This window comes from Tolypothrix campylonemoides VB511288_2 (genome assembly GCF_045999855.1).
Classification (GTDB): Bacteria; Cyanobacteriota; Cyanobacteriia; order Cyanobacteriales; family Nostocaceae; genus Scytonema; species Scytonema bouteillei_A.
In genome coordinates this window covers 681,994-699,079 of the sequence record NZ_JBFPMW010000002.1, presented here as the reverse complement: position 1 = coordinate 699,079, position 17,086 = coordinate 681,994, and the positions used below count along the sequence as shown (strand labels likewise).

Annotated in this window: 14 protein-coding genes; 8 read left to right on the top strand and 6 right to left on the bottom strand. The window is 41.7% G+C overall.

Annotated elements, in window-relative coordinates:
* Positions 1–52: 52 nt before the first annotated feature.
* The 3 genes from AB0756_RS07430 to AB0756_RS07420 all read right to left on the bottom strand — a co-directional run bounded on the left by AB0756_RS07430 (position 53) and on the right by AB0756_RS07420 (position 1,752).
* Positions 53–772, bottom strand: coding sequence for a pentapeptide repeat-containing protein (locus tag AB0756_RS07430; protein WP_050046387.1), 720 nt, complete (start codon positions 770–772; stop codon positions 53–55).
* A 543-nt stretch (positions 773–1,315) separates the two neighbouring features.
* The gene (locus tag AB0756_RS07425; protein ID WP_050046385.1) at positions 1,316–1,498 is read right to left on the bottom strand and encodes a type II toxin-antitoxin system HicA family toxin; all 183 of its coding nucleotides are present in this window, start codon (positions 1,496–1,498) and stop codon (positions 1,316–1,318) included.
* Between the two features lie 38 nt (positions 1,499–1,536).
* Complete coding sequence (locus AB0756_RS07420) at positions 1,537–1,752, bottom strand: type II toxin-antitoxin system HicB family antitoxin (RefSeq protein WP_017749609.1); 216 nt, start codon at positions 1,750–1,752, stop codon at positions 1,537–1,539.
* 659 nt (positions 1,753–2,411) lie between these two features.
* On the opposite strand from AB0756_RS07420, the gene AB0756_RS07415 reads away from it, so the two are divergent.
* From AB0756_RS07415 to AB0756_RS07390, 6 genes are all read left to right on the top strand, one after another.
* Complete coding sequence (locus AB0756_RS07415) at positions 2,412–3,215, top strand: hypothetical protein (protein ID WP_237265838.1); 804 nt, start codon at positions 2,412–2,414, stop codon at positions 3,213–3,215.
* On the top strand, positions 3,212–4,147 hold the full coding sequence (locus AB0756_RS07410) for a DUF1822 family protein (protein WP_038088891.1): 936 nt from the start codon (positions 3,212–3,214) through the stop codon (positions 4,145–4,147). Before AB0756_RS07415 ends, AB0756_RS07410 begins: the two co-directional genes overlap by 4 nt.
* A gap of 23 nt (positions 4,148–4,170) precedes the next feature.
* Positions 4,171–6,348 (top strand): substrate-binding domain-containing protein, encoded by a 2,178-nt coding sequence (locus AB0756_RS07405; protein ID WP_038088889.1) that lies wholly within the window; start codon positions 4,171–4,173, stop codon positions 6,346–6,348.
* Between the two features lie 92 nt (positions 6,349–6,440).
* Complete coding sequence (locus AB0756_RS07400; RefSeq protein WP_063779545.1) at positions 6,441–6,713, top strand: hypothetical protein; 273 nt, start codon at positions 6,441–6,443, stop codon at positions 6,711–6,713.
* 25 nt (positions 6,714–6,738) lie between these two features.
* Positions 6,739–7,122: a Uma2 family endonuclease gene (locus tag AB0756_RS07395; RefSeq protein WP_202048589.1), complete on the top strand. Its 384-nt coding sequence runs from the start codon at positions 6,739–6,741 to the stop codon at positions 7,120–7,122.
* Positions 7,123–7,372: 250 nt separating this feature from the next.
* Positions 7,373–7,510, top strand: a complete 138-nt coding sequence (locus AB0756_RS07390) for a hypothetical protein (RefSeq protein ID WP_202048590.1) — start codon at positions 7,373–7,375, stop codon at positions 7,508–7,510.
* A 65-nt stretch (positions 7,511–7,575) separates the two neighbouring features.
* Here the strand turns inward: AB0756_RS07390 and AB0756_RS07385 are convergent, their stop codons facing one another.
* The 3 genes from AB0756_RS07385 to AB0756_RS07375 all read right to left on the bottom strand — a co-directional run bounded on the left by AB0756_RS07385 (position 7,576) and on the right by AB0756_RS07375 (position 14,618).
* A complete protein-coding gene (locus AB0756_RS07385; RefSeq protein WP_038088886.1) occupies positions 7,576–12,504 on the bottom strand; it encodes a DUF4011 domain-containing protein in 4,929 nt (1,642 codons plus the stop codon).
* A 219-nt stretch (positions 12,505–12,723) separates the two neighbouring features.
* Positions 12,724–13,716: a sugar-binding transcriptional regulator gene (locus tag AB0756_RS07380; protein ID WP_050046384.1), complete on the bottom strand. Its 993-nt coding sequence runs from the start codon at positions 13,714–13,716 to the stop codon at positions 12,724–12,726.
* Positions 13,717–13,814: 98 nt separating this feature from the next.
* Complete coding sequence (locus AB0756_RS07375) at positions 13,815–14,618, bottom strand: SDR family NAD(P)-dependent oxidoreductase (RefSeq protein ID WP_038088884.1); 804 nt, start codon at positions 14,616–14,618, stop codon at positions 13,815–13,817.
* A 185-nt stretch (positions 14,619–14,803) separates the two neighbouring features.
* On the opposite strand from AB0756_RS07375, the gene AB0756_RS07370 reads away from it, so the two are divergent.
* Together AB0756_RS07370 and AB0756_RS07365 are read left to right on the top strand one after the other, a co-directional pair.
* Positions 14,804–16,153: an ABC transporter substrate-binding protein gene (locus AB0756_RS07370; protein ID WP_038088882.1), complete on the top strand. Its 1,350-nt coding sequence runs from the start codon at positions 14,804–14,806 to the stop codon at positions 16,151–16,153.
* A gap of 7 nt (positions 16,154–16,160) precedes the next feature.
* A complete protein-coding gene (locus AB0756_RS07365) occupies positions 16,161–17,084 on the top strand; it encodes a carbohydrate ABC transporter permease (RefSeq protein WP_038088878.1) in 924 nt (307 codons plus the stop codon).
* Positions 17,085–17,086 lie beyond the last annotated feature (2 nt).

Below are 17,086 nucleotides of genomic sequence, written 5' to 3'. Positions count from 1 at the left end.
TTTAGAAAGTTTTGAGGTGTTTAATCCTAGCAGCTTTTCTTCCTCATTAAACCTAGAGGTTATTGCTAACCATTCCCCCGTCTGGCATAATGGTATTGAAAAGAATGCAACTATCAACATCAGCATCCCAAGCACCAGTCAAATCCGCATTAGTCAAATCAACTTGTTCAAAGACAGCGCAGTCCAACATAGCATTGCTCAAGTTAACACCTCTCCAATTAGCGTCTTTCACGTAGGTAGAATACAGGTCAGCACCGCTGAGGTTGGCATCACCGAAATCAGTACGCAACAATAGAGCAGAATCCAAACCAGAATTTCTCAAGTTGGCCCTACTGAATTTGGCATCTCTCATCTTGCAATACCTCAAATTGGCATCTTCCAGGATAGCATCACAGAAGCTAGCTTCAGTCAGATCGGCACCCCCCAAATCGGAACCCCTCAAATTGGTGCGAATAAGCTTGGCACGAATCAAGTCAGTATTAATCAGGTTTGCACGACTCAAGTCAGCACCGCTCAAGTCGGCACAACTCAGTTTGGCATCAATCAGATCGGCACCGCTCAAGTTAGCACCACTAAAATTGATGCCAACCAAACGGCTTCGGCGCAGTTTACTTTGACTGAGATTAATTCCATTCAAATCGGTGGCACCCATCGGGTTTTCGTACTTATCCCAGACAGCCCCACTCAAATCAGCCTCACTCAAATCAACCCCACTAAAATCTCTCTCCCCGATAGCATATTGCTGCAACAACTGCTCAACAGTTATCCTCATCTATATACCTCCCGGTTAATCAACACATATGCGCCCACTGAAACAAATAGGGAGCATCCCTATTTGGAAAAAACACGCTTGCGATTGAAATCACGTCTACACAAACGAAGTCCCTCCGGGTTCGCCAGTTCCCTACGGCGGGAAACCCGCCTGCAGGACTAGACTCACCGCCTGCGCGGACTGTGTACAAAGTCCACGTAGGTGGACTTTGTTTGTATAGCCGAGGCAGCGCGTTGCGGGGGTTCCCCCCGTTGAAGCGCCTGCCGTCCAGAATTCCATTCTGAGGGCAATTGGTAAATTTGGGATACTCCCGCATCAACAAGACTTTTAACAAATAAATATTCTTCAATCGTAGATATATAAATCGGAAAATTTACTAATTCTTCTGGCAATTGAGATTCATGCAAAGCTTTATTTAACTTACTTACAGTTTTTAAATACAAGTAAGCTATATAAAAAATAAGAAGTAATAATATTCCCAAAAACAAGAAACAAAAATATGAAAAGTATTGTAACATTTGTAGACGAACTGCGAGCACTAAATTACCGCAACTCTAACATTTCTTCTATTGTCAAATTAATATCACTTGCAATTTGGCGTAGCAACCTAGGAGAAATATCACGCCCTTTGTGAAACGGAACAGTTGTTCCTCTACCGTCTTCATAACGAAACTGCTTATATGAGCCTTTCTGACGCACCTCCACAAAGCCAAGGCTTTCCAATATCTTAACGACTTCCTATGGTTTCAGAACGGCTATGTTGCTTATGCTGAATAGATGACAATCTGTTGCGTACCAACAAACTCTGTCTCGAATATGACCTCTTCGTCCTCCAGAAGCATCTCAATCACTTCACGCAAATTTTCAAGTAACTCGTCTAAGGTTTCTCCTTGGGAATGAGCGCCTGGAAATCCAGGAACATAGCCCACATAAAGTTTGGTATCAGAATCTTTCTCGACGATAGCAGTGAAGGTTTTCATGATATTAACATCGCAATTGTTTCACTTATTCAGAGCATAGCGTTTACATGATTTCGGGAAGCACCAGTATTTTCATCATTTGAGCGATCGCTTTTTCGACTAATCGTTCAATTCGGAATTGCCATTAAATATACCGTAGCAAGAGCTAGCAACAACTTGCGAAAGAAATTATACCAATTTTCGATAAAGATGCATACAATTAGCCTGCGAAGCGCCCTCTTTATTTGTATAGCTCCACCCTTCTAGGGTGAGGGCAATAATGTGCAACTTCACATAGAGTTGGTCTTAGAGTGATGGAGTAATTAGATTATCCAATGAAATCCAAGATTCTAGAGTAAGCGGTTTTACTTGTTGGATACGTTGAAAATCATCCTCGGTTGAACCACGGTTAGATTGTAGTAGATTGCAGTTGCAGCAAGCCAAAGGTCATTAGCCATCATTTCATAAAAAGTCTGGTGAGGGTAGATAGAACTATAGAACCCTTACAAAGGAGCGTTATTCTTGTCAAAGCCACCTGTAGTACAAAGATACTTTTTTAATCCGAGGCGGAGCCTCTAGAGCTGCATTCCCAGGCGGAGCCTGGGAACGAGTTGGTGGAGGAGAGAAATGATTACTTAGTTAAACATTTTACAAAATTTGATTTAATATGTTTGATGGAGATGATGACCACTATATCTTCTGAAAATCAGTTAAACTCAAGCTGTTCGAGTGCTTGTATCTGGGAGTTATTATACGCAGAACAAGCACGGCAGTTGCGGGGAAAAATTGCTGTGGATGAACAACTGCAAAATCTAATTCATGAGGTTTGCCGTCATGCAGATTTAAGTGCGGAACGGCAAAAAGCTCTCAATCGGCTGCTCGTACAACTACAGCAACTACCCGGTATCTATAAGTCTGTTCACCAAGATTATCCTCAGGCTTTAAATGATACTTGGCAATGGGTTGGTCGCAGCATCTGTGATTTTCAACCACGCCGGAGTTCCGTACAACAAAGCTTGGTCAGTTGGATTAATGGCTACCTGAAGTGGAGAATTGTAGATTTGTACGCTAAGGACAATCAATATGTTACCAGTTTAGATAAACCAATACGGAATGATGATGGAGACCAAATAGCTCTGCTCGATTTCTTGCCCGATCCACAATTTACAAGCCTTTCTTTAGACTTATTAGATATTAAAATTCTTCAACTGCAAGAAGGGGAACGCCAGGATCTCGGTCAAAAAATAAAGGCACAAATTATACAAGATACCCAAGGGACGCTCTGTGCAAGTCATCCGCGAAAGCACCCAGAATGTCACTGTCAGTTATTGGCAAAGCGTTTGCTATTGCAGGAACCTCCTGAAAAAATTTCTGACATTGCCAGAGAGTTTGATATAAACAACCAAACCCTTTATTCACACTGGAAGCAAAAATGCCTTCCTTTATTAGCAGAGCTTGGACGAAATTGCGGGTATAAACCATGACTAGCGTAGAATTAGAACCGATTGGTGTTCCTCTGGGTAAAGATGCTCATCGTTGGGCTGAGATGTTTGCCTCAGAACAAGCGACACCCCAAAAAGGCAAACAAGTCTATCTCAATACTTTAGCTGTGTGTGCCGTTCACAGTTATTTAAAATGGTTGATGGTGGAAACCGACCTTACCAGTGGTGACAGTTGGGAACCGGGTTTGCGGGCAATTTTTAATGTTGCGGATTTAGTTGTCCCCAATGTAGGAACATTGGAATGTCGTCCGGTGCTACCTGGTGAGATTGCTTTTGAGTTACCAATGGAGGTCACTGAAAATAGAATTGGTTATGTGGCAGTTCAATTTAGCGATCGCCTGGATTCCGTACAATTACTGGGATTTGCTCGTGCCACAACTGCTGATGAATCTCTTGAAACTGTACAACTGTCTCAGCTACAGCCTTTAGAGGCTCTCATCGAGACTATTTTCCCCGTTCATAGCAACGAAGTTGTCAGTTCTAGAATGAAATCAGAACAGTTTTTCGTTAACTTGCGTCAGTGGTTTGAGGGAATTTTTAACCAAGACTGGCAGCCTGCTGAATTGGCGCTTGCGGGTAATTTTAGGCACATGACTCCTGCAACCAATTTTGTAAGTCGGGTAAAAGAAATTTATTTGGTCGATCGCCCATTACGCCTTGTCGTACAAGTGACACCTCAAGAGACTGACTCAGTTGATATTCGCTTGCGTCTTTACCCAGGGAAGAATGGAAATTATTTGCCGGAAAATTTACAGCTTGTTTTGTTTGATGAAGTAGGAAGTGCTTGTATGGAAGCACAATCTAAAAAAACTGACAGTTGGATGGAATTGGAGTTTAGTTGCCAACAAAACGAAATGTTTAGTGTCAAAGTGGTGTTAGAAGGGACAAGTTTGACTGAAAAGTTTATTGTCTGAGCATCAAATAACAGGTTACCTGTATGGGCATTGTCAAGATTAAAATCAGGCGAACATCAGAAGAGGGATTTCTAGTTATTCTGACAGCAACAAATCGTGAATATGAAACGGAGGGCTTTCTTTTACCACTTCCACCAGAATTAGAAACTTCTTTTACTCAATGGCAATCTGCTTATCGTCAAATTGAAGATGTAAGGTCTTGCATTGCTCCCGCACCGGGTTTGCGTTTAACACCAAAGAGCGTGATAGTTCATTCCAACTTGGAACACACCCAAGCGCTGAAGACTAACCTGAATGAGTGGTTGAACTCGGGAGATAGTAAATGGCAGCCGATTCGGGATGGCTTGATTGCGATCGCCCAACAATTGCATTCCTCAGGTGAAGAAATTCGTGTCATTTTGGATGCAAAAGATATTAACTTGCGGCGTCTCCCTTGGCAAGAGTGGAGTTTATTTGAGCAACACTATCCTCAAGCGGAAATTGCCTTAAGTGCGCCTAAAACAACAGACCACAAGAGCGTTGCATGTCCCAACAGTTCAAAAGTTAGAATTTTAGTGGCTGTGGGGAGAAGTGACGGGATTAATACTAAGGACGACATAGAAGTTGTTCGCCGATTGGAGGAACTTGGAGCTGAAGTTGTCTGTTTGATGCAACCGAATCTCAAAAATTTGTGTGAAGCCCTTTGGGACGAACAGGGCTATCACATCTTCATTTTCACCGGACACAGTGGGAGTCGAAAGGATGGGCAAATTGGTTGGATAGAAGTTAATGACCGAGAAAGTTTAAGTATTGAGGAATTTAAGGAAGCATTAAAAGAAGCGATCGCCAAAGGATTGCAATTAGCAATTTTCAACTCCTGCGATGGTTTGGGCTTAGCCAACCAACTTGCTGAGTTACATTTGCCACAAAGCGTTGTGATGCGGGAACCCGTCCCCGATCCCGTGGCTGTGGAATTTTTGAAACACTTTTTCTACGAGTTTACTCGCAATAAATCTTTATTTGCTTCGGTCTTGAAAGCCCGCAAACGTTTGGAACATTTTAAGTCCCGTTATCCCGGTGCTATTTGGTTACCCACAATTTGCATTGCGTCTAATGTCGAACCTTTGACTTGGGTCGGGTTGAGCGGAAATTCTCCTAAACCCCCAACTTCAAAGCTAACCACTGCTAAATTCGAGCGCCCATATGTCCCAATTTTTAAAAGTCAAAAAGCCGCTTTATGGGCTGGGGTGATGGGATTGTGTCTTGGTTGTGCGCTCGTCGCAATTCCCGCGACTATTGTTCTCAACCAGCGATCCGAATCAGCACAACAGCTCGAACAAACCACCATCAAATCGCTCTCGGTTCCAGTTGGAACTTGGCTGTATGGTGGAAGTACAACTTGGGCACCCATTCGTGGTTTGGTAGATAAGAAAATTAAACAGGAATTACCCGAATTTAACTTGACTTACACTCAACATCCTACTTTACCACCCGGTTCGGGAACTGGTATCAAGATGTTATTAGATGGTCAAATTTCTTTTGCTCAGTCTTCCAGACCGATTCTAGATAAAGAATATGAACTGGCGGCTGCGAGGGGTGTGAAACTCAAACAAGTTCCTGTGGCAATTGATGCGATCGCGATCGCAGTTCACCCCAGTTTAAAGATTGAAGGTTTAACTGTAGAACAACTCAAAGGAATTTATACGGGTAAGATAACTAACTGGAGTCAGATAGGTGGTCCCGATTTAAAAATAACACCATTATCTCGCCCATTAAACAGCGGAACAAGTGAATTTTTTAAAGAAAATATTTTAGAAAACCAAGTGTTTGGTTCAAATATTGTCTTTATTCCCACAACCACTCAAGCACTGAACAAAGTGGGTAATTTTCCAGAAGAAGGAGCTATTTATTATGCTTCAGCTTCTGAAATTATCAAGCAGTGTACTGTGAAAACTTTACCCGTCAGCCGTCATAGAGGAAGTGCTTTAATTTCTCCGGAAATAATAAGTTCTCAACCAGGAGAGAAGTGTCAGAGACAACACAATAAGCTCAACCTTGAGGTTTTGCAAAATGGGGAATATCCATTGACGCGACGCCTTTTTGTCATTATTAAACAAAACGGTCAAGTCGATGAACAAGCCGGAGAAGCTTACGCGAGTTTATTGTTAACAAGAGAAGGGCAAAACTTAACCGAGAAAGCTGAGTTTATTCCCATGAGATAATCTGTACAAGTCTTTACGGTGATAGAATTTTCCACCATACATATAGTTCAAAGATCGAATAAAATTGCTATAGAGGTTTAAATTTGTGTAAAATGACAGCAACAATTGCTATACCCATCAGCCAGATAGAGTTAGCACCTGGTAGCGCTATCAAGATTGATAGAGTGACTTGGGAAAATTACATCACACTCTTAAAGGAACTTGGAGATAATCGCCCGACACGTATTGCTTATGATAATGGAGTATTAGAAATTAGAATGCCCGGTCAATTGCATGAAGCAGCTAACCGAGTTCTTGCTGCGTTCGCGAAGCGCAAGCCGTACCCGGCTTATCGCTCTTACATTAGCAGAAGAATTCGGTTTTGATTTTAACGATCTGGGATCTATGACCATGAATCGACAAAACTTAGCAAGGGGTATTGAACCCGATAGTTGTTTTTACATTCAAAATGCTCGAGCAGGACAAGGGCTTAATGAAGCTATTCCTGACGACTTCCCACCAGATCTTGCTTTAGAGGTTGATATTGCCAACAAGTCAGATAGTAAGCTAAGCATTTATCAAGCAATGTTAGTTCCTGAAGTGTGGCTTTATCAACAAGAAACCATCAAAATCAAACAACTGCGAGAAGGGAAGTACATTGATTCACCTACTAGTCGGGCATTTCCTTTAATTAGTGCAGAACAGTTGAATCAGTGGCTGCAGTTAAGAAGAACTGGGACGGATTTATCTGTTGTAAGGGCTGTCAGGCAGTTTTGCCGGGAAGAAAGAGCTTGATGAGAAGAGTTAAGTTTTGATAATGTCAGTTAATTTATATTTATGGCAAAATATATTTATAAACCGTCTTTAAAGAAACAACAGCGCTAAAAACTTATGTCGTTCTGTAACTTCTATACTTTGGATGTTAAATAGACTAGCAGAAACTTATAAAATAGAAGAATTTCAAACTCTACAAAATTCTTTCAAACCCTTTTTAAAACATAAGGGTGAAACTCCAGAAGAATAACTCTTAAAAAATCAAGATGCCATGAACTTATTGAAAAGCTGGATTGAAGAAGAAGTATCAGAAGAAAAAGTCAAAGAAAGGGAAAGATTTTTTGAAACTTTTAAAGAAATCATAGATAATGAACGACCATCTGGTTATAAACTTTACTCAAAAGAATGATTGTTTTCTTAGCCACAGGAGTACTTGGTTTAGTATCTTCTCCCAGTAATACTGGAGATGTAAAATTAGCTATTCATTTGTTGTAGTTGTTCGATCCTTTCTATCAAAAGACGAACTTGAACAGGTTTGTTACGAAACCAATCTGTTGACCAAATCCGGTGAATTTTCCAACCTAACCTTTCAAGCACCTGTTGTCTTAGCCGATCGCGATCTCTTGCAGTGGGTGAACTATGGTAAGATGCGCCATCGCATTCAATCCCCAATAAAAACTCACCTGGGCGGTTATTGTTGACTACGGCCAAGTCAATCCGATAGTCCGAGCATCCAACTTGGGTGCGTATAGTGTATCCCTGGTGGACTAAGGTATGATAGACATCTTCTTCAAATGGGGAGTCAAAACAAAGCGTATCTGTGTAGGAGTTACCTTGCAGTCTTTCTCCCCCACTTGCTACGTATTCCAAGTAATCACGTAGTAATTTTATGCCTTTGCTTTGAGTGCGTGTTAAATCAATGTCACCAGCTTGTATGGAAGACACCAGTGTAATTTTGCTTTTTGCCCGTGTGACAGCTACATTTAGGCGTCGTTCTCCTCCTTGGCGATTCAGGGGACCAAAGTTAAGAGAAAGCTTACCTTGCTCGTCACGAGCATAGCCTACGCTAAGTATAATGACATCTCGCTCATCACCTTGAACGTTTTCCAGTGCTTTCAGAAAAAACTGAGGTGAATTATCGCTGCAAAAAGTCTCAAAATCGGGATTGTTTTTTCCTAAAATCTCAATTTGCTCCTGAATTGCATCAGATTGGGCTTCGCTAAACGCAATAATACCAAGAGATTGCTCGGGAAACTGTTGAAAATGCTCTAATGCCAACTGAGCAACTACTTCAGCCTCACGTCGATTATCTCTGCGTCCACCGCGATCGTAGACTCCATTAGGAACATACTTAAACCAAACGCCCAAATCGGAACTCTGTACTGGGTTGGGAAATGTAACTAATTGAGAGTCATAAAAATGTTTATTAGAAAAAGCTATCAACCGTTCATCTTGACTGCGATAATGCCATTTCAGCGTTCGCCTAAACATAAAACTTGAACATTCATCCAAAACACTTTCATAGCTTGCATCATCCTCATCATTAATATCTTCTTCGCTGTCTCCGCTTGAGAAGAATGATGTGGGAGGAAGTTGTTTATTATCGCCAATGACAATCACTTGATTGGAACGGATAATCGCAGGAACTACATCCTCTGTACGCAGTTGAGATGCTTCATCAAAAATGAGAACATCAAAATGAACTACATCTGCATTGATGTATTGGCTAACTGAAAGCGGACTCATCATCCAGCAAGGCTTCAACACTTTGACTAGATTTGGTATCCCCTTTTGTGTGTCGTTGAGGAGTTTACGGATAGGCAAATGTTGTCTTTTCTTAGTCGCTTCTTTTTTCAGCTTTGGCAACTCAGCTTGAGCCAATGAAGTTTTTTCCCAATTTTTCCAACGTTGCACGTGAAGTTTTTTTAGACGTTCTCTAGCAACATTTAATTGGTTATAGTCGAGTTTGGCAAATTCCTTAATTAGCCGTTCGTGTACTTCAACATTAAAATTTTTCAATTCAGGATTTCTAGCAAGAATTGCATCAAGACAGGTTTGGTAAATCAGCTTCTCTAGAATTGGAAACCAAAGTTTAGAATCTATTTTTCGATCGCGTACAGCATTTAAAAACTTATCAGTTCCCATCTCTTCAAGTTGCTGATAGGTTTTTTTATAGATTAACCATTCTTGAAAATAAGGTAGTTCAGAATGAACCAAGTTCAAGAAAGCTTCTAGTTCGGCAAAGGGAATTTGATGACGCAGTAAGTAAGAACTTGTAATGTCAGTTTCATCAAAATATGACAATAAAAACGCTAGTCCTTTCCTAATACTATTATGACTTGATTCAAGTTTCTTAACTAACTCAGCCAGATCGCGTTGTCTAGAGGGAGAATTTATAACACGTTGAACGGAATCAGCCGAAAGCGAATACTTTTGTAAGCCAGTCAACCAATTTAAAGCTTGTTCAATGGGTTTCAATTCCGCTTCGCTAGAAACTTCTGGATTAAACAAAGAGCCAAAAACCTGACGGGGTAGGTAATCAACTAGACGTAGCCTATTTTGCACATCCTCAATAGGATTAGGTTTATTGTCTCGCAAAGCTTCTAAGAACCTTTTAGCTCCAAGCTTTTCAAGTTTTCCATAAGTTTCTTTGTATATCAACCATTCTTGGAAGTAGGCTAAGTCAGATAGAGCTAAACTTAAAAAACTTGCTAGTTCCGTAAATAAAATTTGATTTTGAGGCAGATATTGACCAATAATATCAGTTTCATTAAAGTATAACAATAGAAAATGAATACCCTGTCTAATATTTTCAGGAATGGATTCAATTTTCTTAACTAATTCAGATAGTTCGCTAAATGCAGAGGGAGAATTGATAACGCGCTGAACGCAGTCAGCAGGAAATGAATAATTTTGTAAGGCAATTAACCAACTTAAAGCCTGTTCAATCGGTTTCAATTCTGCTTCACTAGAAATTTCTGGGTTAAATAAAGAGCCAAAAAGTTGACTGGCTGGGTAATTGCTTTGATATAGTTCGTTTCGTGCGGCTTGTATTTGAACTGCTTGTGCTAAATCCCGTTTTAATTCGTTGTGAGAAATTTGCCCCTTTTTAGTACTTAGCTTTTTCAAAAGCCTGACATCACGCCTGTAGCTGGGATTAAAAACTCTAATAAGCCAAAAGCGACTATATTTCTGGTATCTGTTGGCTAAAGCAGGCAATTCTGAAGAGAATAATTCTGCATTATATTTTTGTTTTAAAATTAACTCATTTTCTTGTAGGAAATTAACATCTTCTTTCAGTTTATTAAAGGCATTTTGAGCAGATAAAATATCTGTTCTAATCCAATTTGCAGGGAAAATCGATGGAGCTTTCAATATATGTTTGAGAGGAGTTAAGCGAGCTTCTGCATCTTCCAAATTTAATAAAGGCTCAATTCCTAGAATTATTTGAAGTTGATGACTACTTATCTGAATCAAAGAAATTGCTTGTTGGAGTTTATTAATTTTTTGAGTAATTTCTAATTCCAATTGTTCAGAAAAAGATGTTAAGGTGCTTTGTGCCCAAACAGTTGTTTTTTCTCCTCTTAAAAAGGGTAAAAATGAAGAAAGCCGACTCAATAAATTTTGTGCTTCTTGCGAAAGCTTATTTTTTTCAATTTCTTTTACGTCTTCTTGCAGAAGCGTCAAAGCATCCCGAGCAATAGCAATATCTACTTTAACCCAATTTTCAGGCAGATTAGATGGAGCTTTTAGTATATAGATTAAGGCTGGATAGAAGCTTTCCAGAGATTCTAAATTTTGTAAAGAGTGAACTTGTAAAGTCTCTTGTAATTGTGGATTAAGTTTTTGGACAGAAAATAACGCTTCTTGAAATTCCTCTATTTTATCCTTGATTTCCAATTCAAGTTCATATGAATAAGTATCGAGAGAACTTTTTGCCCAAACGGTTGTTTTTTCTCCTTTAAAGAAAGGTAAAAACTTCGCTAATTCATTTAAGAGACTTTTGGCTTTTTGGAATCTATTTTGATTCCACTCATAGTATTTGGAAAATACAACATTTAAGCTTGGTATTGCTTCACGTTGTTTTCTCAAAAGTTCCCCAAATATCTCGAATGGTGATTTATCTAGAGGCTGCTCTTTGGTATGTAACCTCGTAAGATATGAATTTATGGATTGACGATTAGAAACGAGTTGTTCAAAGAAAAAAGAGCGATCGCTTAGCTCGTTAATTTCTGTAAGATAGGCAATAGTTTGCGATAAATTATTAACCAATTCCCGTTTATCTGTTGTGCTGCTATGATGGAGATTGAGGCACAAATGATCTAGCCCACATTCAGCAATACGCTTTTGGACTACATTTAGTGCTGTTTCTTTTTCTGCAACTAATAAAACTGATTTACCATCACTAACCAGTTCAGCAATCATATTCACAATAGTTTGACTTTTGCCCGTTCCTGGTGGACCTTGAACAACAAAGCTAGAACCTGCCTTAGCTGCTTCAATAACGACTTGCTGGCTCGAATCAGCATCAAGAATTTGAAATGTTTGTTCGGGTTTAATGTGTGAATCAAGAGCAGATGCAGGCAATGGTTCTTTATAGTTAGACTGATATATGCTCAAATCACCACCCATCGCCTGCAATATGGGATGGGAAAAAATTCGAGCTTCATTTTCGATCAAGTCCCGAACCATTGCAGCTTTGGCATAGGAAAACAATGAGAGAAACACGTTTTCTTTAATCTGCCATTTATTTTGCTCTGCTAGCAGGTTGCGGATCTGAGCAAACAGTTCACCGTAGCTTATTCCTTGTACAGATTCTCCCTCTGGAAACTCAATTCCAAAAGTTTGCTTTAACTTTTGTCCTAATGTAGGATTGAGTGCAATATCTTCCTCTAAAATAGATAGTTTATAGATATCTCGTTTAGGTTCCTTCATTAATTCTACGGGAACCAAAATCAGTGGGGAGAGCAAAACATCGTCTGGTTTATCCTTGTCGTACCAGGTCAAAGTTCCAAATGCAAGAAACAAGCTGTTTACTCCTCGTTCCTCAAATGATTTTCGCGCCTCAGCACGTAATTTTTTGAGCCGTTTCAGTTGCTCGTTACCTGTTTGACGAGTTCTTAATTCAAGAGGATTTTTTTCTGTTGGTAATGCTTTGGGTTTTCCTGACTGGGAAATATCTTGATACTCGCTATCAACGAGCTGAAAATGAAGCAATTTCTTCCCTTCTATAAGGTGTTTGAAGAGAAGGTCTGGTTCCTGTGTCAGAATTTCTAAAATTCGAGGGCTATCTTGCCGAAATTTAATCAGAGGGTTTCGCCGTCCCAAGTCAGCCAGTCCAGCTTTCCACTTGGCAATTTTTTGAATAAGGTTTGATTGAGAGCCGGGAGTGGACTGTGGCATTTTAGGTTTTTTGGTAAATTAGAGATGTTATCATATAGTATACTAGCGATTTCTTAGGTGAGTATTTGTCAGCCAACTGCTCTCCTAGGGAAAATGAATAAAGTTGATTTCAATAAGCAAAAAACCATATTACTTTACTTATCAGGCAGAGGAGCCACTAACTACCAGTTAATACTCAGATGCATTAAAAGTTTTATCCACTTTAAAGGCAAATTGGTACTAAATTTTAGTAAGAATTGCTTGAGCCGCAACTTCATCAGTAATCAGCCCCGTAATTAATTTGCCACGCAGAGCAGCCAGAATTGCTTCTGCTTTTTTCACGCCACCAGCTACACCGATAATGAGTCGGCGTGCGGGTTGTTCGAGCGGTACACTGGCAACCCGGCTGTTGGTTCCTGTTTGCAGCAACACCCCGTAGCGATCGCAAGCCCAACCCGCAATTTCCCCTACGGCTCCGAGTTCAATCAATTCAGCCACTTCTTCGTCATTAATGAAGCCATCTTGATGTAATGGAGCATTCCAAGCAATATGACTAATTCCGACAAATGTTACTTTAGCTTGCTCTGCAAGAGCTTTGACGGTGATAAACGATCGCTGAGTCTGCAAGAGTTCTCGTTCTTCAATGCTAGTCGCCACAACCGGGGTCGGTACTGGGTAAGCTTGGGAACCGACGCGATCCGACAAATGTATGACCACTTCGTGGCGACCTGCACGCCCGCAGTGAGACATATTCCCAATAATTGAAACAATCTTATGCTGGGGTTGGTTCATTGAGGGAATTTGCTCCACCATTGCTCGCAATGTCCGACCTGAAGAAAACGCCATTATAGTTGGAGTTTTTGCAATCAGGTAAGCCTCTAAGTGGGTAGCAGCACATACCCCAAGTCCTTGTAATATATCGCTTTTGCCTGCATCAGTTGGTACCACTTCACAAAGCGACAGACCAAACTTATCGCGTAACGACTCAGCGAGAGCAATACACTCACTTAAGGGATGATCGAGCCGAAATTTGATTAATTTTTTAGTGACTGCCAGTGCAACCAGACGTTGTGCAGCCTGTCGGGAAACATTGAGCTTTGCTGCAATCTCCTCCTGTGTATTTCCAGCAATGTAATAAAGCCAAGCAGCATGAGCGGCTAGATCTAATTTGCGAGACCTAGGAGGCAAGCTAGTTTTGCTAGCATCGTGCCCCTCTAAGAAAGGTTCTCCCATATCCCACCTTTAAAGACTGTGTAGCTACCAAAAGAAAGAGCGGATTAATTTGAGTATATGCCCAAAGACATATTTTTTGCTCAAAAGTTGTTCAATTTCTACTGCCCTCCTGTAATCTCCAAATTGAATCCAGTGATGTAGCTTGCCTCGTCACTCATCAGAAATGCCACCCCATTGGCAACCTCATCTAGGCTACCCAAACGGCGCATCGGTACTGAATGAATCATCTGTTGCTCAACAACCTTGGGATCGGTATCAAAGTACTGGGAACCGACGGCTGCTTGCAATTCTGTTTGTCGCGTCCACATAAAACCGGGACCGATGAGGGCAGGGGAGAGGGCATTCACCCGAACTCCGTGAGGAGCCAAGTCTTTCGCAGCCGTTTGAGTCATTCCAATGACAGCAAACTTTGAAGCGGCATAGGCAAGCATATTTGGCGGACCAACAACCCCTGCATAACTTGCCATATTGACGATGACTCCTCCTCCTGCATCCCGCAAATATCGTGCAGCAGCCTTCAGAACTTGAAAAACGCCAACAACGTTAATGTCGATGACCTTTTGAAAGTCATCTTCGGGATATTCGTCAGTCTGAGCAAACACTCCTTGATAGCCCGCATTGTTAAAGACATAGTCTATATGACCGATCTGCTCTACAGAACCAGTAAAGGCTTTGGCAACATCATCAGCAGACGTAACATCGCAACGAAAAGTGCCAATTGGAACGTTATATTCTTTGAGTTCCTCAGCCACACTTGCCATCTTCGGTTCATTCAAATCCAGCAAGGCTACACCCGCGCCATTAGCGGCAAAACGGCATGCAGTAGCTTTACCAATATCTCCCGCACCACCCGTAATGAGGATAGTCTTGCCTGCAAACTGGTAAGTTGCTTTCGCTGTCATAGTTTCAACCTCTTCTACAACTTTAGTTTTGGATTAAAAATTGGGAGTAATTGAAGAATTGTTGCAAATACCTCTCCTCAAGGTGAGATTGGTATGATTCTATTATTGAGCTTTTGCCCAATAGTAGAGCATAAAATTAAAAATTTAATTTGTTTGATTTTTTACTTTAGATAAGGAGTTATGCGATGCGTATTCCCCGCTTCGCTAGAGTGCTGGCTGCATTCCTTGCTGGAGTGATGCTGGTACCGCTGCTGCATGCTTGTTCACCGCAATCCCAAGCAGCAGAGAAAACGACATTAACGATCGCCACTGTTAATAATGGCGATATGGTGGTAATGCAAGATCTTTCTCGCACATTTGAGAAAGTCAATCCCAGTATTCAACTCAGGTGGGTTGTACTGGAAGAAAACGTGTTGCGCCAGCGTACAACCACAGATATTGCCAGCCAAGGCGGGCAGTTTGATGTCCTGACCATCGGTTCTTATGAAACACCAATCTGGGCTAGGCGGAATTGGCTGACACCCTTAGATGGATTGGGAGCAAACTACGACGTCAATGACTTGCTCAAACCCATACGAGAAGGGCTTTCTCATAACGGCAAACTCTATGCCGTGCCATTCTATGGAGAAAGTTCCATGCTCTACTACAGGAAAGATTTGTTTGAGAAAGCCGGGATAACAGTTCCCGAACAACCAACTTATCCCCAAATAAGAGAATGGGCAAGCAAAATCCACGATCCAGCGCGTGGTGTTTACGGGGTTTGCCTGCGCGGGAAACCTGGTTGGGGTGAAAACATGGCATTTGTTTCCACGTTGGTCAACACCTATGGCGGACGTTGGTTTGATATGAAGTGGCAACCGACCATCGATACCCCCGCTTGGAAAGAGGCAACTGGCTTCTATGTCGATCTGCTCCACAAATATGGACCCCCCGGAGCCAGTTCTAATGGATTTAACGAGAATCTTGCTTTATTCTCAACAGGCAAATGCGGTATGTGGGTGGATGCAACCGTTGCTGCAGGGTTGTTATCCAATCCAAAAGAATCTCAAGTTTATAACAAACTGGGCTTTGCCCGTGCGCCCATTGAAAAATATCCAAATGGCTCAAACTGGCTTTGGGCATGGGCGCTAGCGGTTCCCAAAACCTCAAAATCACCCGCAGCCGCTCAAAAATTTGTTGCCTGGGCAACCTCCAAAGAATACATCCAACTGGTTGCGCGAGAAAATGGCTGGGTTGCTGTACCGCCGGGTACTCGGACTTCCACCTATGAAAATCCCAATTATCGAAAAGCTGCACCCTTTGCAGAAATTGTGCTGAAAGCGATTCAATCAGCTGATGTCACCCGTCCATCCGCAGAACCTACTCCCTATAAGGGAGTTCAATACGTTGATATTCCAGAATTTCAGGCGATCGGTTCTTCAGTCGGGCAAACCCTTGCAGCAGCACTAACCAATCGGACTTCCATAGACCAAGCGTTGCAGCAATCGCAAAGATCGACTGAACGCTTTATGAAACACACGGGTTATATCGAGTGAGTTTTCTATGTCTTCTTCATTAGCGGTAAAACCTCAACGCGAAACGCCACCACCTACCGAGCAGCGTACCAGGCGACAAGTGTCAACCTTACCTTTGGTTGCTCCTTCAGTTGTTGTCCTGCTGCTGTGGATGGTTGTGCCTTTGGTGATGACGATATGGTTTTCCTTTCAGCGATATAACTTGCTGAATCCAGATGCACGAAAATTCATTGGGATTGAAAATTTTACCTTCATCCTCAGTGACTCAGCTCTGTGGACATCCATCGCCATCACAATAGTTTTGGTTGTTTCTGTCCTGGCAATCACAATCGGTCTCGGCACATTACTCGCAGTGCTATTTGACCAAGACTTCTACGGTCGTGGAATTGCACGAGTGTTGGCAATCTCTCCCTTTTTCGTGATGCCTACAGTCAGTGCCCTGATTTGGAAAAATATGCTGATGCATCCAGTGAACGGGTTGTTTGCTCAAATCACCAGGGCTTTGGGTTTGGGGGCTATTGATTGGTTTACAAGCGTTCCCCTGCTTGCCATCATCATTATTGTTTCCTGGGAATGGTTGCCCTTTGCCTTACTGATTTTGTTGACCGCTATTCAATCCCTCGATCGCGACCAGTTAGAAGCAGCCCGGATGGATGGAGCAAATGCGATCGCGATCTTTCGTTTCGTCATGTTGCCCCATCTTAGCCGCGCCATTTCGGTGGTTGCTACCATCGAGACAATTTTCTTCCTGACCATTTTTGCCGAAATCTTTGTGACCACAGGTGGCGGTCCGGGGCTAGCAACCACCAACCTTGCTTATTACATCTTCTTAAAAGCTCTGTTGGAATTTGATGTAGGTGGTGCTTCAGCGGGTGGATTAATTGCTGTGATTCTTGCCAACATCGTAGTTATCTTTCTCATGCGTAGTGTTGCTCGTAATTTGGATACCTAAAA